Consider the following 23,369-nt stretch of genomic DNA (forward strand, 5'->3'; position numbering starts at 1 on the left):
TTGTGTTAAGAAATAGGGTTGATAAATTGTTATAATCATATTACAAGGCTTAATGTCAGCTGTAAAAAACACTGCCTTAGTGTTTTATCTTTTGAACAGTCAAATAAATGGCTTATTGTGTTTTGTATTCTCCGTATTTTATTATAATTTCATCAATTTAATAAGCTAAAGCGATTTAACATTGTATTTGCTGTTAGATTTTCAAATAATTTTAGGGTATTACAGTACTTAATTTACTGTTAATATAAATCATTATGAAACCATCATGAGCATCAGTACACAAACCGAAATGAACCGAGATTTTGCGAGCTCTTGAACACAAATTTAAAATAAGAACTTGTGAAAAATAGCAACCAGATAGCACATGATAGCTTCATTACCGATAAAAAACAATATATATACTGATGAAAATGCAATTCTTTTAAAGACCAGCTTCTTCATTTTTTTGAATGATCTTCTGCCTGGTTACGTTCTTTCTGCTGTCAGAACTTCTTGTTTGATAGCAATGCTTCATCCTATGGAAAAATTTGAACATATTTATACCATTATATTAAAAACCAAATAAATACACAAATTCGTAATGTCTAAAACCACCAAATTCCGATTGCTCAAAATGCTGTTTTCCTTACTGATCGTTCTTGCAACATTCAATCAGTCATCAGCTCAAGATCAATATGAACTCAATTCGGGCTGGCTATGTATGCCGTCTACTAAAGTAAAAGCAAAAGGCACTGAAATCTCTAACGCTACTTTCTCTTTGTCAGGCTGGAAAAAAGCAATAGTTCCTGGAACTGTACTCACGACTATGCTGGAAAATAAAGAAGTCCCTGATCCTTTTTTTGGAATGAATAATAAATTGATCCCGGATATTTATGATACGGGAAGGGATTATTATACTTACTGGTTTACTAAAGATTTTAAGGAAGCAATTCCTGGAGCTGATGGCCAGGTATGGTTGAAGTTCAGAGGGATTAACTACAGTTGTGATATCTTCCTGAATGGTAAAAAAGTAAATGACAAGCCTTTCAAAGGAATGTACCTGAGGAAAACATTTAACATTACTTCATTGCTTTCAAAAAGTGGAACGAACAGGTTAGCAGTCATTGTTTATCCTCCTGATGAAGTAGGTAATCCGAATGGCGGACAAGGTGGTGATGGAACGATTGCAAAAGGTGTAGCACATCAATATACCGCTGGATGGGACTGGATCCGTCCAATCAGAGATAGAAATACCGGGATCTGGGATAAAGTATATATTGAAAGAACAGGTGGTGTAAGCCTGGATAATCCACATGTGGTTACCCTGGTACCTGGAAAACGTGAAGCTTCAGGACAGCAGCAGCCTGCAATTATTAAGGTTTCTGCTGAACTTAAAAATACAACCGGCAAACCTGTAACAGGAAACCTGGTTTATACCATGGGTGGACAGAAGGTGACCAAATCGGTTACCTTGAAACCTAACAGTACTAATGAAATCAATCTTCCTGAATTAAGTTTCGCCAATCCTAAGTTATGGTGGCCTGCTGGTTATGGTAAACAGGATTTATATGCTTTAAAAATCAGCTTTTTAGAAAAAGGTACCAAACTTTGTGATAGTCAGACTGTCAATGTAGGGATCAGAGAGATTCAGACGGAATGGAATGTGACCACTAAAAGTAAAGAGATATTAGTTAACGGGCAGAAGATATTTATTAAAGGGGGTAACTGGATCATTTCTGATGCGATGCTTCGTTTTACGGATGCCAGGTATGATACTGAAATCAGGTATCACCGTGATATGAACCTGAACCTGATCAGGATCTGGGGTGGTGCTTTAATTGAACGTCCTGAGTTTTACCAGGCTTGTGATAAATACGGAATGCTGGTTTTACAGGATTTCTGGATGTCGGGTGATTGTAACGGCAGATGGGAAGATCCGATGAAACTGGAAGATCAGTGGAAACGCAGAAAATACCCTGATGATCATCATTTGTTCCTTGAATCGGCTACGGATATGATTAAAATGGTACGTAACCATGCTTCTTTAGCTATCTGGTGCGGAGGAAATGAGATTACTCCACCAGATGATATTCTGATTCCATTGCGTGATTCAATTTTACCAAAATTAGATGGTACACGCTGGTTTATTGATTATTCGAATTCGGACAGTATGTCGCTGAATACAATTGGCGGAAATGGTGACGGGCCTTATACGATCCAGGATGTAAGTACTTTCTGGAAAGACCGGACTTTTCCTTTTAACTCTGAAGTAGGCTCTGTAGGTGTTGGAGATCTGGAATCTCTGGAAAGATTTATTCCTAAAGCTAATTTAATAGCCCCTGTTTATGTCGCTCCGGAAAAACGTGAAGCAAAGGGGCCTTCTGAAAAGGTGGATTCTGTATGGGATTACCACAATTACCTGGGGGTAGGTTATGAGCAGCATATCCTGCCTTATGGCAAGCCAGCTGATGTGGCTGATTTTGCAAAGAAAGCACAATTGGTCAACTATGATCAGTACAGAGGATTGATGGAAGGTTTCAGCGCACATATGTGGGAATGGTATACCGGAGTAATTATCTGGAAAACACAGAATCCATGGACTTCGATGCGTGGACAGATGTATGATTATTACCTGGATCCGAATGCTTGTTTATTTGGTTTGCGCTCTGGAAGTGAGCCTTTACACGCGATGTATAATCCTGTAGATGGCATGCTGATGGTCGTAAACAATGGCTTCAAAGGCAAACAAAATATCATGCTGGACGCCAGAGTATTTGATATGGACGGAAAAGAGACTTCTTTAACTAAAGTATTTTGTTTCCTTGATCCGGCAAGTACTAAAAAGGTAATGTCAGTTAAAAAAATTGTAGACGAGCTTTCTGCTAAAAAAGGATCATTCCTTTCTTTACAATTACTGGATGAAAATAAAAACTTATTGAGTAATAACTTATACTGGTTAGCTGATAGTAAAGGCGGTTATTCAGGACTAAACTCGCTGAAAGGTTCTGCACTTAAAATGACTGCAAAACAGTTGAAAAGCGGGCAGATAGAAGTTTCGCTAAGCAATCCGGCCAATGGTCCTGTCAGCTTCTTTAACAGGGTTTCCCTGGTGAATGCGCAAACTAAAAAAAGAGTTTTACCAGTGTTTTATGATGATAATTATTTCTCTATCCTTCCTGGGGCAGACAAAAAGATCATTATCGATTATCAGCCCGAAAAAGGAGCTGCACTGCCAGTGATCACTTTAACCAACTATGTTGGGCAGGAACAAACCGTCCAGATTAATCCTTAGAACCAAACCTCACAAATATAAACATGTCAAGATTAAATTTATTAGAAGAGACGAGATACGAAAAATTGCCGGTCAGTGTTTACGCCGATGAACAAACTGCAAGTATTGAAGTCGCAAAAAGAATTTCATCTCTTATCCTTTCAAAACAGGAAAAAGGAGAACAGGCTGTTTTAGGCCTGGCTACCGGAGCCACACCTGTGAAAGTATATAAAGAGCTGATCCGTTTGCACAAAGAAGAAGGTCTTAGCTTCAGCAATGTGGTGACCTTTAATCTGGATGAATATTATCCGATGAAACCTGGATCGAATCAAAGTTATGTTCGTTTCATGAATGAAAACCTTTTTGATCATATTGATATTAAAAAGGAAAATATCAATATCCCTGATGGTGAATTGAAAAGAGAAGACATCGAAGATTTCTGTTTGAAGTATGAGCAGAAAATCAGTGGTTTCGGTGGTATTGATTTACAAGTGCTTGGGATAGGAAGAACGGGGCACATTGGTTTCAATGAGCCTGGATCTGCGCCTAATTCTGGAACTAGATTAGTCACACTGGATGAACTGACCAGAAGAGATGCTTCGCGTGATTTTGGTGGAGTAGCGAATGTACCGACCAAAGCGATTACCATGGGTATCGGTACTATTTTCAAGGCTAAGGAAATTATCCTGATGGCCTGGAATGAAAAGAAAGCATCGATCGTGAAAAAAGCGGTAGAAGGTGAAATGTCTGCTGATGTACCGGCTACTTATTTACAGTTGTCTCCTCATGTAGAATTTATTCTGGATCAGGATGCAGCTTCTTCACTGACCCGTTTTGATACGCCATGGTTAGTTAAAGATTGCGCCTGGACTGATGAACAGGTGACTAAAGCCGTTATCTGGCTGGCAAAAACATTGAACAAGCCTATCCTGAAATTAACGGAAGACAATTATAACAATAATGGTATGGCGCAGCTGGCTATTTTACGCGGCCCGGTTTACCAGATCAATATTCATATTTTTAATAAATTACAACATACTATTACTGGCTGGCCGGGTGGTAAACCGAATGCAGATGATAGTCAGCGTCCGGAACGTGCAGAGCCCGCATTGAAACGTGTGATTGTTTTCTCTCCGCATCCGGATGACGATGTGATTTCTATGGGGGGGACATTTATCCGTCTGGCAGATCAGGGACATCAGGTACATGTTGCTTATCAAACCTCAGGTAATACCGCGGTTTGGGATGATGATGTATTGCGTTTCATGGAGTTCAATATAGATTTTGCAGAGTCAAGGGGTGAAGACGCCAAAGATTTAAAAGATACCTATGATAGCATGCGCAATTTTATCAGTGCAAAATTGCCTAACCAGACTGATCCGGAAGAAATCCGCACCGTGAAAAAACTGATCCGTAAAGGTGAAGCTATCGCAGGGGCAAGATTTGCGGGTGTAATCGATGAACGTATCCATTTTATGGATCTTCCTTTTTATGATAGAAGCAAGTTCCAGAAAAATGTGAGTTTTGAGGATGATATCTTGCAAACGATGGAATTGTTACAAGAAGTAAAGCCGCACCAGGTTTTTGCTGCAGGTGATTTTGCAGATCCGCATGGTACACATAAAGTATGTTTCAATATTTTAGTGGAAGCGATGACCCGTTTGAGAAAGACTGAAAGCTGGACAAAAGATTGTTGGTTATGGTTATACAGAGGTGCATGGCATGAGTTTGAAACCCATGAAATTGAAATGGCTGTACCACTTTCACCACAAGAAGTGGAAAGAAAGAAACTGGCAATCTTCAAACATCAGTCGCAAAAGGATCTGCCTGTTTTTCCGGGAGAGGATTCAAGAGAATTCTGGGTAAGGGCAGAGGCACGTACGCAGGAAACTGCCAGGGCTTATGATCAACTTGGACTAGCTGAATATGAAGCTATGGAAGCATTTGTGAAGTGGAAGTTTTAATTGCTTAAACCTAAACCCTAATAGTCAATGACAACAACAGCTAAAAAAGGAATGCCACCTATTATTATAATCGGTGCCCTATTCTTTATTTTCGGATTTGTAACCTGGTTAAATTCAGTGTTGATCCCTTATTTGAAACTCGCCTGTGAGCTTAATAATTTTGAGTCTTATTTGGTCGCGTTCGCATTTTATATCAGTTATCTCGTCATGGCTATTCCATCTGCCAGTGTGCTTAAAGTTACGGGCTATAAAAAGGGAATGGCTTTGGGGCTTGTTGTAATGGGGATTGGTGCATTGGTTTTTATTCCGGCAGCATTGACCCGTACTTACGGTTTGTTTTTACTGGGGTTGTTTATCCAGGGAACAGGACTTGCTTTATTGCAAACGGCTTCTAATCCTTATATTACGATCCTGGGGCCTGCTGAAAGTGCAGCCAAAAGGATCAGTATCATGGGGATTTGTAATAAAGTGGCTGGTGCGATTGCACCAATTGTTTTGGGTGCAATTGCTTTAAAAGATGCGGATGGTTTTCATGACCGCTTGCTGACCATGAACCCGGCAGAGAAAATCGCTGAACTGAATGCATTGGCATCAAGAGTGATTCTGCCTTATGTGATCATTATTATTGTACTGATTATTTTAGCAGTACTGATCTACTTCTCAACTTTACCGGAAATAGATACAGACCAGGAGGATGAAGCTGTTTCGCAGGCTACTGCCGGAAAAACAAGTATCCTGCAATTTCCTCACTTGTTATTGGGGGTATTGACTGTTTTCCTTTATGTAGGGGTAGAAGTAATGGCTGGTGATACGATTATCAGTTATGCACATTATCAGGGTATCCCGCTTTCTACAGCTAAGTTTTTTACCACTTTTACTTTAATGGGAATGATCCTCGGTTATTTGATCGGTATCATTTGTATTCCGAAATACATTAGTCAGGAAAATGCGATGAAATGGTTTGCGGTATTGGGTATTGTATTAACCGTAATTGCGATTTTCACCACAGGTTATACTTCAGTTTTATTTATCGCTTTGCTGGGGCTTGCAAATTCACTGGTCTGGCCGGCAATCTGGCCGCTGGCGCTTTCGGGATTAGGCAGATTTACTAAAATAGCCTCTTCTTTGTTAATTATGGGTATCGCAGGGGGAGCAATCATTCCACTTTGTTACGGTGCGCTTGTGGATGCGTTGAATGCACAGCAAGCTTACTGGATCATGGTCCCTTGTTATGCGTTTATCTTTTATTATGCAGCGGCAGGATATAAAGTAAAGAGCAAAACATATTAAATTATAATAAGCGCCTGCCCCTGTGGCAGGCGTAATAACACCAAATATAGATGAACAGAAAAGATTTCATTACCAGTACAAGTTTGCTTACTGCTGGTTTGTTTTTGAGTAAGGATTTAAGCGCATTTGAGTTGGCTTATCCAAATGTAAGAGTACCGTTGAACAAAAGAAAATTCAGCAGCCCGGCGGTAGAAAAAGCAATCCTTAAATTTCAGCAGAAGGTCTCTGATAAAGAGTTAGGCTGGTTATTCAATAACTGTTTGCCGAATACACTGGATACGACAGTTTCATTTGCAATGAAAGATGGCAAGCCTGATACTTATGTAATTACCGGAGATATTGATGCAATGTGGCTCAGAGATAGTTCGGCGCAGGTCTGGCCATATCTTGCTTTCATGAAAGAGGATAAAAAACTACAGCAGTTAGTTGCAGGAATTATCCACCGCCAGGCACATTATGTAATTAAAGATCCTTATGCGAATGCATTTTACAAGGATGGAGAACAGAAAAGTGAGTGGGCAGGTGACCATACCGATATGCAGCCTGGTGTTCATGAACGTAAATGGGAAATAGATTCGCTTTGTTACCCAATGCGTCTGGCTTATAATTACTGGAAAATGACTGGTGATGCTACGCCATTTGATGAAGAATGGAAAACATCTATCCATACGATCCTGAAAACTTTCAAAGAGCAGCAGCGTAAAACAGGTTTAGGCCCTTATCATTTTCAACGTGATACGGCTAAGCCAACAGATAGCTTACCGATGGCGGGTTACGGCTTCCCGGTAAAACCTGTAGGATTGATTTGTTCGATGTTCAGACCGAGTGATGATGCCACAATTTTCCCTTTCCTGATTCCTTCTAACTTTTTCGCCGTTGTGAGTTTGAAACAAATGGCAGAAATGTTCAGGGCAATTTTCAAAGAAGAAGCTTTTGCTGCTGAACTAAGTGCTTTGGCAACAGAAGTAGAGACTGCAATCCAGAAATATGCAGTAGTTGAACATCCGGTTTATGGAAAAATCTATGCTTTTGAGGTAGATGGATTTGGAAATGTAAACTTGATGGATGATTCGAATGTGCCAAGCTTGCTTTCTCTTCCTTACCTGAATGCGGTGCCTGTAACAGATCCTATTTATCAGAATACCCGGAAATTTGCGCTATCAGAACATAATCCATATTTTTATAAAGGGAAGGATATAGAGGGAATTGGAGGTCCGCATGTAGAGCAGCAGGACATGATCTGGCCGCTGAGTATCATTTGCAGAGGACTGACCAGTACGGATGACGAAGAGATTAAACAATGTATTGCCGCTTTGAAAAAAACACATGCTGGTACTGGTTTTATGCATGAATCCTTTAAAAAGGATCATCCCGAAATCTTTACAAGACCATGGTTTGCCTGGACCAATACAATCTTCGGCGAGTTTTTATGGGAAGTGTTTTTAGCACGCCCGCATTTATTGAGCTAACCAACAATGAACCAAATATAAACTTTAATCAAAATCATGAAGAAAATCATTTCAGGGCTTATTCTGGCCTGTGTCACGCTGAGTGTTAGCGCACAGACGGATGAAAACTTAGGTATTATACCTGCACCGGTATCGGTAGAAAAAAAGGCCGGTGTTTTTAAACTGGACAAAACTGTGGTACTGGTTTCCAATGAAACCTCTAATGCGGCAACAGCAGATGTTTTGAATGCTTATATCGCCAGTCAGGGCGGCTTCGCATTGAGACCATCTAAAGCAGCAGCTACCAATGAACGCGCCATTGTATTAAGTTCTGTTGGCGCTGAAAAATTGCCAGCTGAAGGTTATGAGCTTCAGGTTACTGCCCGGAATATTACGGTTACCGGAAAAGGCGCTGGCTTATTTTACGGTGTGCAGTCACTGATGCAAATGATGCCTGAGAAAAAAGGTCAGGAAATTGATGTACCTGCCAGTATCATCAAAGATTATCCCAGGTTCCAGTACAGAGGAATGCACCTGGATGTAGGGAGACATACTTTCCCTGTCTCTTTCATCAAGAAGTATATTGACTTGATGGCAGCTTATAAACTGAATAATTTCCATTGGCATTTAACAGAAGATCAGGGCTGGAGAATAGAAATTAAAAAATATCCTAAGCTGACGACTGTCGGAGCAGAAAGAAACGGTTCAGTGGTAGGTCACCACCCTGGAGTGACTTCTGATAACACGCCTTACAAAGGTTTCTATACGCAAAATGAAGTGAAAGAAGTGGTTGCATATGCGACAAGGAAGTTTGTGACTGTAATTCCTGAAATTGAATTACCAGGTCACAGTTCAGCAGCAATTGCGGCTTATCCTCAGTTGAGCTGTTTTCCAGACAGAGATACCTTTGTTGATCCTAAAACACCTTGGGCAGGCTCAAGAAAAGGTAAGCAGGTACAGCAGCAATGGGGTGTTTTTGACGATGTATTTGCACCAACTGAATATACTTTTAAATTCTTAGAAGATGTTTTAGATGAGGTAATGGTTCTGTTTCCTTCGAAATACATCCATATCGGTGGTGATGAAAGTCCAAAAGAATATTGGAAACAATCTCCTTTCTGCCAGCAGTTGATTAAAGAAAAAGGGTTGAAAGATGAGCATGAATTGCAAAGTTATTTCATTCAGCGTATAGAGAAATATATCAATTCTAAAGGAAGATCTATCATCGGATGGGATGAGATTTTAGAAGGTGGATTAGCGCCAAATGCGACAGTAATGTCATGGCGTGGTGTTGAAGGTGGTATTGCTGCTGCAAAACTGAACCATGATGTGATTATGACTCCTGGAAATCAAGGTTTATATTTTGACCATGCACAGTCTAAATCAAGCGGCGAGCCTGTTAATATCGGTGGAAATTCACCTTATTCGGTAGCTTATGCCTATGATCCTGTTCCGGAAGTTTTATCGGCAGATCAAAAGAAATACATCAAAGGTGTACAGGCTAATTTATGGACAGAATACATTGAAAGCCCTGAGAAAGCAGAGTACATGATTTTACCAAGAATGTTCGCTTTAGCTGAAATTGCCTGGACTCCACTAGACAAAAAGAACTTCAAGAACTTTTCTGAAGAAAGAATCCCATTACATTTAGCCCGTCTGGATAAAACCAATACAAATTACTGGGTTCCAGTTCCGGTGGGACAGTCTGACAAACAGATTGATGGGGAAGATGTTACTGTGGATTTGAAAGTGCCTGTTCAGGGAGCTAAAATCTATTATACTTTAGATGGTACCACTCCATCCGATGTTTCTAATCAGTATCGTTCTGCTTTAAAAGTCAATGTACCTAAGGGCACTAAAATTTTATTGAAGACTATTGTGATCACGCCAAAAGGAAAACGCAGTGTGATTTCGGAAACCCCTTTAAATAACGGAGCGAAGTAATTTCTTTTTTATTCCTTGCAATATAAAGCCTGTTTGAAATTCATCATTTGAATTTTAAACAGGCTTTATATTTGGTTAAAACGCTTTTTTAGTATAAATTGCTAAAATAAAATGAACCAAATGAAACGAAAACTATATATTTTACAGCAGTCTGCACTCTGTGTGGGATTGTTATTTTTGTTTGCTTGTCAACAAGATAAGCCAGTTAAAATTTCTCCGGCAGCTGACGTGAAGACTGTGGCTAAGCATACCGCCGGGACTTTTCCTTTTCATAAGGATATCGTGATCAAACCAGGGCTTCACTTTGAAATATTAAGCTGGGGGAGAGGAGTAGACAGTCTTGGTGGTTACCTGATCCTGATGTCTGATTCAACAAAAAATAATTATAAATCTTTCTCCTTAGAACGCGATGGTATAATTACCGATGCCTGGAATATGGATATGGACAATGATGGTAATCCGGAATTGTATATCGAATTGCTGAGTAAAAAGAATGTTAAAGATCTTAACGTTTATGAATATAACGGCAGCTTTAATAAAATCAGCTTTCCGCCTTTAAGTGCTAAAATGAAGAAGATTTATGGTGGAGACGATAAGTTTATCCAGAAAAACGGAGAGTTGTTCAGATCGTTCCCAATTGTTAATTCTTCTGACAGTACACAAAAGAATGGTACACTAAAAATGCTGCATTACAGCCTGAGAGGAAACAATTTCTCTGCAGATGAAGTTAAAGAACAAGAGTAATCCTCTTGTTCTTTAAACTAATTTAAACGGACTCTTTAAACTGCGCGCTGATTCTTTCAAATTTCTCAATTAAAAGGTCAATGCGTTCTTTTTCTTTATTCATATAAGACTTACGCAGGATAGTTGCACAGAAGCCCATCCAGATCACTGTAAATAGTACGATTGCGATTTGTATCCAGGTATTCAGATGGTTCAGCGTTTCAAAGAAGAAAAGAATGAAACCAACTGACACTGCTGCAGCATAAAACCAGTAGAGTTTATTGTACAAATTGAAACGGCTCAGCTGGTATTCATGAAGTTTTTTCAGAAATGCTCCCGGATGTTCCGTGAAATCGTTCCGTGAAATTAACCGGTGTTCTCTGTATAATAAAATTGTATAGATCGCTACTGCCAGTACGATAATTCCGATTCCTAAGAACGTAGCCCAGGAGCTGAAATCAAAGTAAACCAGTAAGGAGCTGATCGCGAGAAATGAAATAACCATTCCTCCGATATTAAAGAGTGATTTGGTACGAATGGAATTCACCTCTTTTTTTGCCTGATCGAGCATCTCTTCTGAAGTGATTTTTACCTCCACAGAATGAGATTGCCAAAGAGACTGTATATGTTCAAATTCTTGCATGATGATTGTATAATTCGGTGAGTTTTTGTTTAATACGGTGAATCTTAACCCTGAGATTTCCTTCGCTGATTCCTGAAATGTCGGCTATCTCATGATAAGGAAGCTCATCAAGAACCATAGTAATAATTAAACGGTCGTTTTCTTCTAATTTGGATATTGATTTATATAAAAGAGCCACCTGCTCATTTTTTTCAGAGAACTCTTCTACTCTGTTCTCAATAATATTTTCCGTTAGCTCGTCTTTTGCCTGTCTTTTCTCCGAACGGAGATAAGTAAGACAGGTGTTTACTGCGATCCGGTAAATCCAGGTCGAAATTAGTGATTTCTGTCTGAATTTATCAAGATTTTGCCAAACCTTAAGGAAAGTCTCCTGTAACAGATCATTTGCAGACTCAGCATCACCTGTATAGCCATAGCACAAATGGAATATTTTCTTGGAGTTAGTATCGAAGATTTGCTTAAATAAGATGTCTTTCTGATCCAATTGAGTCGTTATTTTTGTTGTTTGACACTGTTAATAGTAAATTGTTACAAGGCTAAAATGTTTTTAAATGCAATATAACATTTCCACAATACTACAAAAACGGAGTACCCGATTCTGAAAATAAGTTTATTATTGTAGTTTTACGCTCGGAAAAAACACTCAACCAAATATAATGTCAAAAAACAACAGATTAACATTCTTTATATTTTTAGCACTGGTACTAGGAGTTATCTTAGGATATGTATTAAATGTAAACTCATTTGATACCTATAACAATAAGATTACCAACGCAGATGCTCAAATTAAAACTTTAGATATAAAGATGGGTGAGAGAACTGATACAGCATCTGTACAGTACTTGCAACTGAAGACACAAAGAGCAGAGCACGTTAAAATAAGAAGAGATAACGAAACTGAAAGAGAGAAAAAGCTGGAACCACTTACTTTATTAAGTGATATTTTTCTAAGATTAATTAAAATGATTGTAGCTCCGCTGGTTTTTACCACACTGGTAGTTGGGGTAGCTAAAGTAGGGGACATTAAAGCGGTAGGAAGAATCGGTGGTAAAACCATGCTTTGGTTTATGAGTGCTTCCTTATTATCATTATTCCTGGGATTGATCATGGTAAATATATTCAGACCTGGTGAGGCGATGAATTTGCCACTTCCAAGCAGTCATGAAGATACAGGAATTCATAAAGTGGCTTTGTCCATGAAAGACTTTATTGCGCACATCATTCCTAAAAGTATGACTGAAGCGATGGCAACCAATGAAATCCTTCAGATTGTGGCTTTCTCCTTGTTCTTTGGTGTTGCAACTGCTGCTATTGGTGAAAAAGGTAAAATTATCATTGAATTTTTCGATTCAGTTGCGCATGTAATCTTAAAAGTAACCGGATACGTGATGAATTTTGCCCCTTTTGCGGTATTTGGTGCGATGGCAGCGATTATTGCGAAGCAGGGTTTAAGTGTCCTTTCTACTTATGCTTTATTTATTGGAGAATTCTATTCCACGATGCTGCTGTTGTGGCTGGTACTGATTATGATTGGTTATCTTATTCTCAAAGGAAGAGTATTTAACCTGATGAACAGGATGAAAGAGCCGGTAATTGTTGCTTTTAGTACAGCAAGTAGTGAAGCGGCTTATCCGAAAACGATGTTGCAGCTGGAGCGCTTTGGCTGTAAAGATAAAATTGTGAGTTTCGTATTACCATTAGGGTACTCCTTTAATTTGGATGGTTCAATGTTATATATGACCTTTGCGTCCTTATTTATTGCACAGTCTTACGGGATTCATTTGTCGTTTCAACAGCAGATTACTATGCTGCTGATCCTGATGCTGACCAGTAAAGGTATTGCAGGTGTTCCGAGAGCTTCATTAGTAGTCATTGCAGGTACAATTGCAACTTTTAATATTCCTGAAGCAGGACTGGCCTTATTGATCGGTATTGATCCTTTGCTGGATATGGGCAGGTCAGCGACTAATGTAATTGGTAATAGTCTGGCAACAGCTGTGGTCAGCAAGTGGGAGGGAGAGCTTACAGAGCCTCTGGATTAGATAAGTTAAGAATGCAAGACCAATTAATATAGATTAAAAATGATGAGTACCAACGCGAAAAAATTATTTCTACTGCTCACTATTGTAGTTCCATTTCTGGCCTACTGTGTGTTTTATTATATGCCTATTATTAAAAATGCACCTTTCAGATCTGATGAATTCGTCTCTTTCCAGTTCAAATGGGGAGCAGGTAATGACCTGGTGAATTCTTATGATTCTGCTACAGGTGACTATCAATACCTGAATGCCAAAGACTCACTGATCAAAACCAATGTGAAATTAAGGGAGAATGATATCATTTATATCCATAATAAGGCAAGTGAGCTTGGCTTCTGGAATTTTCCGGATGTCATTGCCAATGCAGAGACTGACCTTAATAAATCTAAAGTACTGCGTTATGTGATGCAGTTTAACTATAAACGTAAAACTAAAAAGGTGATTTTTGTTACAGATTATAACGACATCGCCAAATTAAGAGATGTAGCCAAGCAAATGAAGACCCTTTTGGAGCAGAGTATCAACGATGCAGAAGAAAGATATGGTAAGAAAAAGTAAATCATTATGAATTTATAAATATATATTCTATATTTGCACCTCGATAAAAAAATAAACAATTTAAAATACTAATTATTTAACAATGTACGCAATAGTAAATATAGCAGGACAGCAATTCAAAGTTGCAAAAGACCAGCACCTTTTTGTACACCGTTTGCAAGGAGATGAAGGCGCTAGTATTGAATTTGACAATGTATTGTTGGTTGAAGACGGAGGTAAGATCTCTGTTGGTGCCCCTTTATTATCAGGAGCTATCGTTTCAGCTAAAATCGTGTCTCATTTAAAAGGCGATAAAGTAATCGTTTTCAAAAAGAAACGTAGAAAAGGTTACAAAAAGAAAAATGGCCACCGCCAGTATTTCACAAAAATCCAGATCTCTGGTATCAGTTTATAATTAGTTGTTAAACAAAAATTATCAGTTTTACACTGTTAGTTGATAAAATATAAAACAAAATGGCACATAAAAAAGGAGCCGGTAGTTCGAGAAACGGACGTGAGTCTCATAGTAAACGCTTAGGTATCAAAATTTTTGGTGGTCAGGAAGCAATTGCAGGAAACATCTTAGTACGTCAACGCGGAACTAAACACCATCCTGATAAAGGCGTAGGTATTGGTAAAGACCATACTTTATTCGCTCTTGTTGCTGGTACTGTAGTTTTCAGAAAGAAACAAGATAACAAATCTTACGTTTCTATCTTACCTGCAAGTGTAATTAGCGAAGTTGTTGAAAAAGCTGCTGCTACTAAAAAAGTAGAAGAAGCTGCTGCTCCGGTAGCTGAAGCACCAGCTAAAAAAGCACCAGCTAAAAAAGCTGCTAAAGCTGACGCTGCTCCGGCAGAATAATCTTTAAAACATTAGCATAAAAAAGCCGCAACGTATTCGTTGCGGCTTTTTTATTGACCCTTATTTTTAAGATACGTCAATTTTTATCTTAATACTTTGCAGTTCGTTTTCCAGTTTTTCTAAACACAAAGAGAAATTTTTAAGCGTTGCCTCCAGTTCATTCATCAGTCCTGCTACAGGAAATACAGCTTGTGGTTCATTGTTCTCTTCTCCGTGTAAAAGCCATTCATAACTCTTCTTATAGTGCCTTGAAAGGGCACAAAGTGTATGAAATGTGGGGTATTGGTTGCCAAGCTCAATTTGAGAATAATTGCTCCTGGATAAATTCAATAAATTTGCTACATCAACCTGAGCATAAGCTCTTTCTAGTCTTAATGACTTAATCCTCTTCCCTAATATTTTCTTTGATAGAATTTCTTGCATAAATAATATTTTTTTTGTTGGTTTGTGACTTTATTCTATTGGTGTAAAAAAGACAATTATCGAACCATTACATCCACGAGTATAATTTGGTTATCTTTATAGGAAGATTTCGAGTTTTAAAGTAGGTTGTTATATGTTAAAAAAAAATTAAATGAGTGCTTGTATTTGTGTCATACTAAAGGAAATCAACTATGAAGCTTAGTGCTTACTGTGATTGTTATACCGATAACTCTTATTTTCTTTTTAATAAAAAAAATCACATTACTTTTTTCAATATTCATTCCATAGAAAAAATAGGGTATTTTTTAGCCAAAAATCCCACTATTGGGGAATCTTTTGTGGAAATCATTTCACAAAAATATGAACGGACGTTCTCTAAACTTGTTGCAGAGTGCTTTGAAGGGAAGGTTTTCAGTATAGAAAAGCGGTTAAAGGTTAAAGATATGGATGATGTATTGCTGCAGATCGTATTGACTCCTGTTTTTACTGATCCTGGCAATCCGCAGGTGGCCTGTACCATTATTGACAGCAACAGGAAATCCAATCAGATGAAATTGCTGGATGAATATTCACACCTGGCTTCACATGATCTCCGTGCTCCGATCACAAATATCTTAAGTTTATCCAGTCTGATGAATTTTCCGGATATGGAATCATTTGATACAAGCAAGATCAAAGAATTATTAAAAGATATTAACTTCCAGGCCGAAAAGCTGGATGATATTATCAAAATGCTGAACAGGCTGATCAATAAAGAACATGAAGCTGATGATTTCATCGCAGAATCTACCAGGATAGACTCCAAACATATCATGCTGATCGATGATGACTCGCTAACCAATAAACTGCATCATATGATCATTACAAAACACAACAAGAATAAAAGAGTAGTACAGTTTGGAAGTTCAATAAGTGCGCTTGACTATCTGAAGGAAAATAAACCTGATTTAATTTTGCTTGACCTGAATATGCCTGAGATTGATGGCTGGACCTTTTTAAGGCTCCTGGAAGAACAAAAGCCAGAGGTAGACGTAGTTATCATCTCTTCTACAATTGATCCCGCAGAACGCACAAGAGCGCAGTCCTACAGATCAGTTAAGGATTTCCTGACGAAACCCTTAACCTATGAAAAAATTAAACACCTGGTAGACAATTAACCTCTTATTAAAGATTAGTTTTCTCTGTCAAGAAGTGATTTGGCAAGCTGAATAAGTTCATTCTTTCTGACTGCCTCAATACTAACTTTTTCTAATGCTGTAAAAGCTAAATCAAGACTGCGTTTCATTTCAGTAACTGCAAGTTCTCTGATGTTGTATTGGTTATACAGGTTTGTAATGGATTCAATTTTTGCAGGGTAATCTATATTGGAATATTGTGATTCCAGCAAAACAAGATCACTATCCTTCACTAATTCTTTTAACTTAAGCAAAAGAAACGTTTGCTTATTGGAGATAATATCACCGCCAACCTGTTTGCCGAATTTAACCGGATCGCCATAAACGTCAAGGATATCGTCCTGTAGCTGAAAAGCAATTCCGAAATTCTCCCCAAAATTATAAAGGTGTTCCGCATCGTCGTCACTTGCACCACCTACAATTGCCCCAAGTTTCATTGCTCCACCTACCAATACTGCTGTCTTTAAACGGATCATATTGATATATTCCAAAATACTGACGTCATTTCGCTGCTCGAACTCCATATCGAGTTGCTGACCTTCACAAACTCCTTGTGCAGTGGTATTAAAACAATGCAAAGCATTTTTAAGGATACTGGTATCCAGATTTGTCAAATGTTTGTTGGCCTCGACCATCATCACATCTCCACTAAGGATTGCATTATTTACGCCCCATTTAATGTGAACGGTGTCCTGTCCTCTTCGTAAAGGTGCATTGTCCATAATATCATCATGGATCAGCGTAAAATTATGGAAAGTTTCAATCGCCAATGCTGCTTCTATAGCTTCATTGGCATCAGTATTAAACAATTCACTGGAAAGCAAAAGCAATACCGGTCTGATCCTTTTACCGCCAAGACGCATAATATAACTTATAGGCTCGTATAGTTTGGAGGGAATTGCCGGATATTCGACCTTTTTGATCGCTGTTTCAATTAGTTGTTGTAACTCAAAAATGGTATGCATTATTTTCTTAATGTGGTGTTTTTTTCTAAAATTTCTATTGCTGCCTGTTCCTTCGCTGTTCTTTTGATTCCTGGATTTTTCTTCCAGAAGTCTTCATTGTAAGTCATGGCTTTAACCAGGTTACTATCGTTGATTGTTGAACTTACTTCTTCCAGGATATTTTGGTTTACATGTGCATCATCCATCATGTACAAGGTAGAATAAAGGTCTGTATCCTGAACACCGAGACCTAACATCTTTAGCCTGTTCGTAGAGTTGAAAACAGCATAATCCAAAACGTTGTCTCCTTGTTTGTTCAACCTGTACTGTGCTATAAATTCTGTTTCCTTGTTCTTGATACTGACCGGGCCATTGCTCTTAAAGAACATACCTTTAATTACGCCTTCAATTTTAAGGACATTATTAGTAACAGTGTTCACATAATAAGCACCCTCAAATCTTTTCTCCTTCAATGCACGTTTAGGTGTGCATATAATCTTCGCGATTTCTTCTCCATCTTGCAGATAAGTGCCTGCGAGTTTAAAAGTATAAAGGGAATCTACCCTTTTTAAAAGTGGTTTTTTGTGGAAAGAATTTGCCAGGTAGCCAGACAAGACAAAAGTAACGAAACTCGTATTGGTATAGGATATTCCTTTTTTACCCTGCAGATGACGTGCTTCTGTAGGATGCCAGCCAATCAGTCCATAAGGCTTCCATTCTGCATCCATCCAGATCTCATTCAGATAGATTGGCTCGTTGGCTTCATAGGCAATTTGTCTGAGGAAGGCTTTGCCAAAATTGGATTTATTATAAGTTTTCAGCGCTTTATTAGTTGCATCCTGCATAATTGCAATTGCCGGATTTCCGACAGACACCTCCTTTAAAGTCATTACCTGCGGCTCAAGCTCTATTTTCAATTGCGCATCAGTAGTTTTGACCTCAAAGCTGCCACCGGCATAGTTCAGGTGAGTTATCAATAAAGTAACCGGTAATGAGGTTACGGTAAGTTCAAACTCACCGCTCCCATTAGTTAAAGTACTTTTTTGATTTTTTACCTGTACGGTAGCAAAAACAACAGGATTACCTGTGTTTTTTTCTACTATAACACCTGAAATTCTTTGTTGCGCCAAAACGCATACAGAAGAAAATAAGAGCAGCAAGAAAAGAACAGCGCCTGATTTATACATGTTCTTTTTAATCCTGTACCAGTGAAAAGTCAATCTGACGTTTAGAAAGATCAACTCTTTTTACCTTCACTTTGACTTCATCACCTAATTGATATTTCTTTTTTTTGCGCTGACCTACTATGCAATAGTTTTTCTCGTCCAGTACATAAAAATCATCAGCTATATCTTTCAGTCTGATCATTCCCTCACACTTGTTTTCGATCAGCTCTACATACATTCCCCATTCGGTTACGCCAGAAATAATGCCCATAAAGAGTTTACCTACATTTTCTTCCAGATATTCTACCTGCTTGTATTTAATAGAAGCACGTTCCGCATCTGCAGCACGTTTTTCCATTGCAGAAGAGTGAGAAGCTGCAGTTTCATATTCATCCTCATTTGCAGAGCGCTCTCCGTTAAGATAGGCAGCCAGCAGGCGATGAACCATCACATCAGGGTAACGGCGGATAGGAGAGGTGAAGTGGGTATAGTGATCAAAAGCCAATCCGTAATGGCTGGTTTTTTTAGTCGTGTATACTGCTTTGGCCATCGAACGGATAGCCAGTTGTGTTAATACATTCTGTTCTTTTTTGCCTTCCACATCTTCCATCAGGAAATTCAGTGATTTTGCAATATCCTTATCTGATTTCATGTTGATTTTGTAACCAAAACGAGCAGCAAATAAAGCAAAGTTACCCAGGTTTTCCAGGTTTGGAGAATCATGAGAACGGTATACAAAAGTATATTTAGCCTTTCCTTTGCCTTTTTTAGCAATAAATTCAGCTACTTTTTTATTGGCCAGCAACATAAAGTCTTCAATCAGTTTATGGGCATCTTTACGTTCTTTAACGTAAACACCAACTGGTTTTCCTTTTTCATCCAGTCTGAATTTTACTTCAGTACTTTCAAAACTTATTGCACCATTTTTAAACTTCCTGTCTCTTAAAATATAAGCAAGCTCATTCAGCTTCAGGATTTCCACTGCATAGTCGCCTTCATTATTTTCTATCACTTCCTGAGCTTCTTCATAACTGAAACGTCTGTCGGAGTGAATTACAGTTCTTCCGAACCATTCCTCCACTACGTTAGCTGCCTCATCTAATTCAAAAACAGCTGCAAAGCAGAGTTTATCTTCATTAGGGCGAAGCGAACAAACACCATTACTTAGTCTTTCAGGAAGCATAGGGATTACCCGGTCTACCAGGTAAACTGAAGTCGCTCTCGAATAAGCTTCTTTATCTAAATACGTTTTAGGTTGTACATAATGCGAAACATCGGCAATGTGTACCCCAACTTCATAATTGCCGTTTGGTAATTTTTTGAAGGATATCGCATCATCAAAATCTTTTGCATCAGCGGGATCAATGGTAAAAGTTACCGTATCGCGGAAGTCACGGCGATTTTTCAACTCCTCTTCCGTAATCGCTTCTGGAATTTCATTGGCTTCTTTCTCTACTTCAGGAGGGAAAGATAAAGGAAAACCATATTGCGCAAGGATTGCATTCATTTCTGTGTTATTCTCTCCTTGAGTACCCAGAATATTGATGATTTTTCCAATTGGATTTTTTGCACCTTCCGGCCAGTCAGTAATTGCGACCTGTACTTTTTGTCCGTTTTTAGCACCATCAAGGTCACTAAGCGGTACAAAAATATCATGCAGCATTTTCTTATCGTCGATGGTGACGAATGCAAAACGGTCAGATATTTTAATTACACCTATAAAATCAGTTTTCAGGCGTTGTATAATTTCAACGACCTCACCTTCATTTTTTCTACCTCTTTTTTTAGCGTAGATATAAACTTTTACTTTATCGCCGTTAAGTGCATTATGCAGTTTACGGGCCGAGACGAACACGTCTTTTTCAAACTCATCATCCGGAATGATAAAAGCTGCGCCATCGGCAGTCATATCTACTTTTCCGGTGATAAAGGTCTTTAAATCTTTAAGCTTGAACTTTCCTTTTTCGGGTTCTGAAAAGACCCCTTTTTGTGCTTGTTCTTTCAGGATCTCCAAAATGGTTTCCCTTGCTTCTTCATCTTTTATGTTGAGTTTGGCTGAAACCTGTTTGTAATTCAAGGCTTCATTATTGCTATTCTCTAAAACATCACTGATTAACTGAGTTAAGACGAGTTTTATTTGAGAAGATTTCTTTTTTGCCATAGTATATTTGTCAATATTCCGAAGGTAACACTTTGAAATGATTTATGAAGCCTTAAGGCCTATAAATCCAATATTAAAGGCCTTAAAGCATATCAGGAATTTGTATAATTGCAATTTTTACCGGAGCTTTAGCGGTGATCCAAATTCTGGTCAGGGATATTAAAAGAGCAGTAAGAAAAGGAGAAAATTTAAAATGATAGAAGAAAAACAACGGAGTACAAGAAGGGAATTTCTGATGATTATCATTAAGACTATCATTCTCTTTGTACTGGCGTATTTTGAAACTTATCAGCCGGTAATGTTTACCGATTTTCCTTTTATAGCACTAACTGCACATGCATTTATGGTGTTTTTGGGCCCCAGTGTTGCAGCCTCATTTCTGCGTCTGGTTGTCATTTACTGGTATATCAAGAAACATCGCTTTAAGTCTACGATCAAGGATAACTTTATTCTGGGCATTAACAGGATCGTGTCTATTCTCAATACCGTATTTGGAGTAATTGCAGTCATGATCTGGATGGGGATCAAACCGCTGGAATTCTTAACCAGTATTACGATTGTGGCGGCAGCTATTGCAGTTACTTTTAAAGATTATATTACCAATATGATCAATGGATTGATTATTATGTTTTCAGACCGTTTATCATTAGGTGATCATATCCGTGTAAATGATAATGAAGGTAAAATACTGGACATTACCCTGATTAACATGATTCTTCAGAATGAAGACAATGATATGGTGATTATTCCTAACTCTGTGGTATTCAGCTCTGTCATTATTAACCAGTCCAAACAGAATATTAAGAAATTAAGTGTAGAATTTGAAATGGCACTTCACTTTGGCTATACACCTGATTTTTTAGAAAAGCACTTATATCAGGCTGTGGATAGTTTTAAAGAGAATATTGTGTCCAGTGGCCTGACCATCAAAACACTGGCTATCAATAAAGATATTGCCAAATTTAAAGCACAAGTATTATTGAATAACTATGATAAGCTCAAAGAAAGAGAAATCAGGAGAGTATTGAATACTGCAATTATTAAACTCACTGTACCAGCGCAGCAACTACCTGGCGAGGCTTAATTTTCCAGGAATCGCGGCAATCAGCTTTTGCGTGTAAGCAGTCTGAGGGTGTTCGTAAATGATTTCCGGAAAATCTTCTTCCTCTATTTTTCCCTTATTCATCACAATCATTCTATCCGACAGGTGTTTAACCACTGCCAGGTCATGAGAAATGAAGATATAAGTCAAACCCATTTCCTGCTGTAACCTTCTCAGTAAATTTAGCACCTGGGCCTGTACAGAAACATCCAGCGCAGAGACAGATTCATCGCATATGATTAGTTTAGGCTGAAGTGCAAGCGCACGGGCAATCACTATACGTTGCCGCTGACCTCCAGAAAACTCATGAGGATAACGGTTAAAATGTTCAGGTTTCAGATCTACCAGTTCCAGTAAATGCTGTACATGTGCTTTGCGTTCCGCATTACTGTTAAACACACCATGTACCTGCAGCGGTTCCATTAATGCACTTCCTACAGTAAGCTGTGAATTTAACGAAGAATAGGGGTCTTGAAAAATGAGCTGTATGTCTCTTCTCAGTGTGCGGAGTTTTTCCTTTTTTAAATGTGTAATATCTTGTCCGTCAAAAATAATTGAGCCGGAAGAAGGTTCAATCAGCCGTAAAATAGTTCTGCCCAGCGTAGTTTTACCACAACCAGACTCACCAACCAAACCCAGTGTTTCTCCGGGATAAAGTTTAAAACTTACATCATCTACCGCTTTAACTACATCTTTAGAAGAACCGAACAGACCATTTCTGACCGGAAACCAGGTACAAAGATGATGCACTTCGAGCAGGGGAGATGTGTCATACAAAGCCTCTCTTCTGCTGTCAATTTCCTGTTGCGTATAACTATTGATGGCCAGCAAATGAGCGATCGGCTGATCCGTACCCTGTTTTAGGAAATCGGCTACTACCGGCAATTTTTTCAGACGGTATAAAGGAGAGGGCCTGCAAGCCAGCAAGCCTTTTGTATATGGATGTTTTGGGTTTTTAAAGAGCTGTTCCAGAGAACCTTGTTCTACAATTGTCCCTTTGTACATAACGGCTACTTCATCAGCAATTTCACTGATCACGGCCAGATCATGGGAGATGAAAATCATCCCCATATTCCGTTCTTCTTTTATTTTAAGCAGTAATTGCAGAATCGTTTGCTGTACCGTTACATCCAGCGCTGTGGTAGGTTCGTCGGCAATCAGAAATTCAGGGTTGCAACTTAAAGCCATTGCAATCATTACCCTTTGCTTTTGTCCTCCTGAAAGCTGGTGCGGATAAGTATCGAAAATTGTCTCCGGGCGGGGCAATTGTACTTCTTTGAAAAGTTCAATTGTTTTTTCTTTTGCAGCTCGTTTACTCAGACTTTGGTGGAGCATAATTGCTTCCTGAACCTGGTCACCACAAGTGAAAACAGGATTCAGGGAGGTCATGGGTTCCTGAAAAATCATGGCAATTTTATTGCCCCTGTAAGTATTCATTTCCTTATCGGATAAAGAAAGCAGGCTGATCTCATTAAAGATAATGTCTCCACTAATTTTAGTGTATAACGGATCATGTAAACGCATAATTGCAAATGACGTCACAGACTTTCCAGAGCCAGACTCGCCAACTATCCCTAAGACCTTTCCTCTCTCAGCTTTGAAGCTGATCTGGTTAACTGCGGTTTGCCAGGAGCGGTCTTCCTGATTAAAAAACTGGATATTCAGATCAATTACGTTTAACATCAGCGGGACAAGA

General features: G+C 38.7%; 19 protein-coding genes. 12 read left to right on the top strand and 7 right to left on the bottom strand.

Annotation, left to right across the window (positions count from 1 at the left end; genetic code table 11):
- Window positions 1-580 precede the first annotated feature (580 nt).
- The 6 genes from ABIB30_RS10950 to ABIB30_RS10975 all read left to right on the top strand — a co-directional run bounded on the left by ABIB30_RS10950 (window position 581) and on the right by ABIB30_RS10975 (window position 10,640).
- Window positions 581-3,271 (top strand): glycoside hydrolase family 2 protein, encoded by a 2,691-nt coding sequence (locus ABIB30_RS10950; protein ID WP_354301923.1) that lies wholly within the window; start codon window positions 581-583, stop codon window positions 3,269-3,271.
- 23 nt (window positions 3,272-3,294) lie between these two features.
- Entirely contained in the window at window positions 3,295-5,214 is a 1,920-nt protein-coding gene (nagB, locus tag ABIB30_RS10955; protein ID WP_354301925.1) for a glucosamine-6-phosphate deaminase, read from the top strand.
- A 27-nt stretch (window positions 5,215-5,241) separates the two neighbouring features.
- On the top strand, window positions 5,242-6,504 hold the full coding sequence (locus ABIB30_RS10960; protein ID WP_354301927.1) for a sugar MFS transporter: 1,263 nt from the start codon (window positions 5,242-5,244) through the stop codon (window positions 6,502-6,504).
- Window positions 6,505-6,554: 50 nt separating this feature from the next.
- The gene (locus tag ABIB30_RS10965) at window positions 6,555-7,973 is read left to right on the top strand and encodes a glycoside hydrolase family 125 protein (RefSeq protein ID WP_354301929.1); all 1,419 of its coding nucleotides are present in this window, start codon (window positions 6,555-6,557) and stop codon (window positions 7,971-7,973) included.
- Window positions 7,974-8,009: 36 nt separating this feature from the next.
- Window positions 8,010-9,896: a beta-N-acetylhexosaminidase gene (locus tag ABIB30_RS10970; RefSeq protein ID WP_354301931.1), complete on the top strand. Its 1,887-nt coding sequence runs from the start codon at window positions 8,010-8,012 to the stop codon at window positions 9,894-9,896.
- A gap of 120 nt (window positions 9,897-10,016) precedes the next feature.
- Complete coding sequence (locus ABIB30_RS10975; RefSeq protein WP_354301933.1) at window positions 10,017-10,640, top strand: hypothetical protein; 624 nt, start codon at window positions 10,017-10,019, stop codon at window positions 10,638-10,640.
- A gap of 22 nt (window positions 10,641-10,662) precedes the next feature.
- Here the strand turns inward: ABIB30_RS10975 and ABIB30_RS10980 are convergent, their stop codons facing one another.
- Window positions 10,663-11,262, bottom strand: a complete 600-nt coding sequence (locus ABIB30_RS10980) for a hypothetical protein (protein WP_354301935.1) — start codon at window positions 11,260-11,262, stop codon at window positions 10,663-10,665.
- Window positions 11,249-11,746 (bottom strand): RNA polymerase sigma factor, encoded by a 498-nt coding sequence (locus ABIB30_RS10985; RefSeq protein WP_068401403.1) that lies wholly within the window; start codon window positions 11,744-11,746, stop codon window positions 11,249-11,251. Before ABIB30_RS10985 ends, ABIB30_RS10980 begins: the two co-directional genes overlap by 14 nt.
- Before the next feature lie 172 nt (window positions 11,747-11,918).
- Between ABIB30_RS10985 and ABIB30_RS10990 the strand changes: the two genes are divergently transcribed.
- The 4 genes from ABIB30_RS10990 to rpmA all read left to right on the top strand — a co-directional run bounded on the left by ABIB30_RS10990 (window position 11,919) and on the right by rpmA (window position 14,702).
- A complete protein-coding gene (locus ABIB30_RS10990) occupies window positions 11,919-13,304 on the top strand; it encodes a dicarboxylate/amino acid:cation symporter (protein ID WP_354301937.1) in 1,386 nt (461 codons plus the stop codon).
- Window positions 13,305-13,343: 39 nt separating this feature from the next.
- Entirely contained in the window at window positions 13,344-13,859 is a 516-nt protein-coding gene (locus ABIB30_RS10995) for a hypothetical protein (RefSeq protein ID WP_354301939.1), read from the top strand.
- Between the two features lie 82 nt (window positions 13,860-13,941).
- Window positions 13,942-14,253 carry a 50S ribosomal protein L21 gene (gene rplU, locus ABIB30_RS11000; protein WP_111631821.1) on the top strand — a complete coding sequence of 104 codons (312 nt, stop codon included), beginning with the start codon at window positions 13,942-13,944 and terminating at the stop codon, window positions 14,251-14,253.
- A 59-nt stretch (window positions 14,254-14,312) separates the two neighbouring features.
- On the top strand, window positions 14,313-14,702 hold the full coding sequence (gene rpmA, locus ABIB30_RS11005; protein ID WP_354301942.1) for a 50S ribosomal protein L27: 390 nt from the start codon (window positions 14,313-14,315) through the stop codon (window positions 14,700-14,702).
- A 66-nt stretch (window positions 14,703-14,768) separates the two neighbouring features.
- Here the strand turns inward: rpmA and ABIB30_RS11010 are convergent, their stop codons facing one another.
- Entirely contained in the window at window positions 14,769-15,125 is a 357-nt protein-coding gene (locus tag ABIB30_RS11010; RefSeq protein WP_354301944.1) for a helix-turn-helix domain-containing protein, read from the bottom strand.
- Between the two features lie 191 nt (window positions 15,126-15,316).
- Here ABIB30_RS11010 and ABIB30_RS11015 point away from each other — a divergent pair, with 191 nt between their 5' ends.
- Complete coding sequence (locus tag ABIB30_RS11015) at window positions 15,317-16,282, top strand: ATP-binding response regulator (protein ID WP_354301946.1); 966 nt, start codon at window positions 15,317-15,319, stop codon at window positions 16,280-16,282.
- A 14-nt stretch (window positions 16,283-16,296) separates the two neighbouring features.
- On the opposite strand, the gene ABIB30_RS11020 is transcribed toward ABIB30_RS11015, so the two are convergent.
- The 3 genes from ABIB30_RS11020 to rnr are packed head-to-tail and all read right to left on the bottom strand — an operon-like array spanning window position 16,297 to window position 20,571.
- Complete coding sequence (locus tag ABIB30_RS11020) at window positions 16,297-17,265, bottom strand: polyprenyl synthetase family protein (RefSeq protein ID WP_354301948.1); 969 nt, start codon at window positions 17,263-17,265, stop codon at window positions 16,297-16,299.
- On the bottom strand, window positions 17,265-18,431 hold the full coding sequence (locus tag ABIB30_RS11025) for a carboxypeptidase-like regulatory domain-containing protein (RefSeq protein ID WP_354301950.1): 1,167 nt from the start codon (window positions 18,429-18,431) through the stop codon (window positions 17,265-17,267). Before ABIB30_RS11025 ends, ABIB30_RS11020 begins: the two co-directional genes overlap by 1 nt.
- Before the next feature lie 7 nt (window positions 18,432-18,438).
- Window positions 18,439-20,571 carry a ribonuclease R gene (gene rnr / locus ABIB30_RS11030; protein WP_354301952.1) on the bottom strand — a complete coding sequence of 711 codons (2,133 nt, stop codon included), beginning with the start codon at window positions 20,569-20,571 and terminating at the stop codon, window positions 18,439-18,441.
- Window positions 20,572-20,764: 193 nt separating this feature from the next.
- On the opposite strand from rnr, the gene ABIB30_RS11035 reads away from it, so the two are divergent.
- Window positions 20,765-21,655 carry a mechanosensitive ion channel family protein gene (locus ABIB30_RS11035; RefSeq protein WP_354301953.1) on the top strand — a complete coding sequence of 297 codons (891 nt, stop codon included), beginning with the start codon at window positions 20,765-20,767 and terminating at the stop codon, window positions 21,653-21,655.
- Here the strand turns inward: ABIB30_RS11035 and ABIB30_RS11040 are convergent.
- Window positions 21,638-23,356, bottom strand: a complete 1,719-nt coding sequence (locus ABIB30_RS11040; RefSeq protein ID WP_354301955.1) for an ABC transporter ATP-binding protein — start codon at window positions 23,354-23,356, stop codon at window positions 21,638-21,640. The two genes, ABIB30_RS11035 and ABIB30_RS11040, sit on opposite strands and share 18 nt — an antisense overlap.
- Between the last annotated feature and the right edge of the window lie 13 nt (window positions 23,357-23,369).

This window comes from Pedobacter sp. UYP1 (genome assembly GCF_040547305.1).
Lineage (GTDB): Bacteria > Bacteroidota > Bacteroidia > Sphingobacteriales > Sphingobacteriaceae > Pedobacter.

Bases quoted from the DNA above. Each gene is read 5' to 3' on its own strand.
- ABIB30_RS10950 (WP_354301923.1), top strand. From the start codon at position 581: ATGTCTAAAACCACCAAATTCCGATTGCTCAAAATGCTGTTTTCCTTA.
- ABIB30_RS10975 (WP_354301933.1), top strand. From the start codon at position 10,017: ATGAAACGAAAACTATATATTTTACAGCAGTCTGCACTCTGTGTGGGA.
- ABIB30_RS11015 (WP_354301946.1), top strand. From the start codon at position 15,317: ATGAAGCTTAGTGCTTACTGTGATTGTTATACCGATAACTCTTATTTT.
- rpmA (WP_354301942.1), top strand. From the start codon at position 14,313: ATGGCACATAAAAAAGGAGCCGGTAGTTCGAGAAACGGACGTGAGTCT.
- ABIB30_RS10995 (WP_354301939.1), top strand. From the start codon at position 13,344: ATGATGAGTACCAACGCGAAAAAATTATTTCTACTGCTCACTATTGTA.
- rplU (WP_111631821.1), top strand. From the start codon at position 13,942: ATGTACGCAATAGTAAATATAGCAGGACAGCAATTCAAAGTTGCAAAA.
- ABIB30_RS11035 (WP_354301953.1), top strand. From the start codon at position 20,765: ATGATAGAAGAAAAACAACGGAGTACAAGAAGGGAATTTCTGATGATT.
- ABIB30_RS11020 (WP_354301948.1), bottom strand. From the start codon at position 17,265: ATGCATACCATTTTTGAGTTACAACAACTAATTGAAACAGCGATCAAA.
- ABIB30_RS11040 (WP_354301955.1), bottom strand. From the start codon at position 23,356: ATGTTAAACGTAATTGATCTGAATATCCAGTTTTTTAATCAGGAAGAC.
- rnr (WP_354301952.1), bottom strand. From the start codon at position 20,571: ATGGCAAAAAAGAAATCTTCTCAAATAAAACTCGTCTTAACTCAGTTA.
- ABIB30_RS10990 (WP_354301937.1), top strand. From the start codon at position 11,919: ATGTCAAAAAACAACAGATTAACATTCTTTATATTTTTAGCACTGGTA.
- ABIB30_RS10960 (WP_354301927.1), top strand. From the start codon at position 5,242: ATGACAACAACAGCTAAAAAAGGAATGCCACCTATTATTATAATCGGT.
- ABIB30_RS10965 (WP_354301929.1), top strand. From the start codon at position 6,555: ATGAACAGAAAAGATTTCATTACCAGTACAAGTTTGCTTACTGCTGGT.
- ABIB30_RS10970 (WP_354301931.1), top strand. From the start codon at position 8,010: ATGAAGAAAATCATTTCAGGGCTTATTCTGGCCTGTGTCACGCTGAGT.
- nagB (WP_354301925.1), top strand. From the start codon at position 3,295: ATGTCAAGATTAAATTTATTAGAAGAGACGAGATACGAAAAATTGCCG.
- ABIB30_RS10980 (WP_354301935.1), bottom strand. From the start codon at position 11,262: ATGCAAGAATTTGAACATATACAGTCTCTTTGGCAATCTCATTCTGTG.
- ABIB30_RS11010 (WP_354301944.1), bottom strand. From the start codon at position 15,125: ATGCAAGAAATTCTATCAAAGAAAATATTAGGGAAGAGGATTAAGTCA.
- ABIB30_RS11025 (WP_354301950.1), bottom strand. From the start codon at position 18,431: ATGTATAAATCAGGCGCTGTTCTTTTCTTGCTGCTCTTATTTTCTTCT.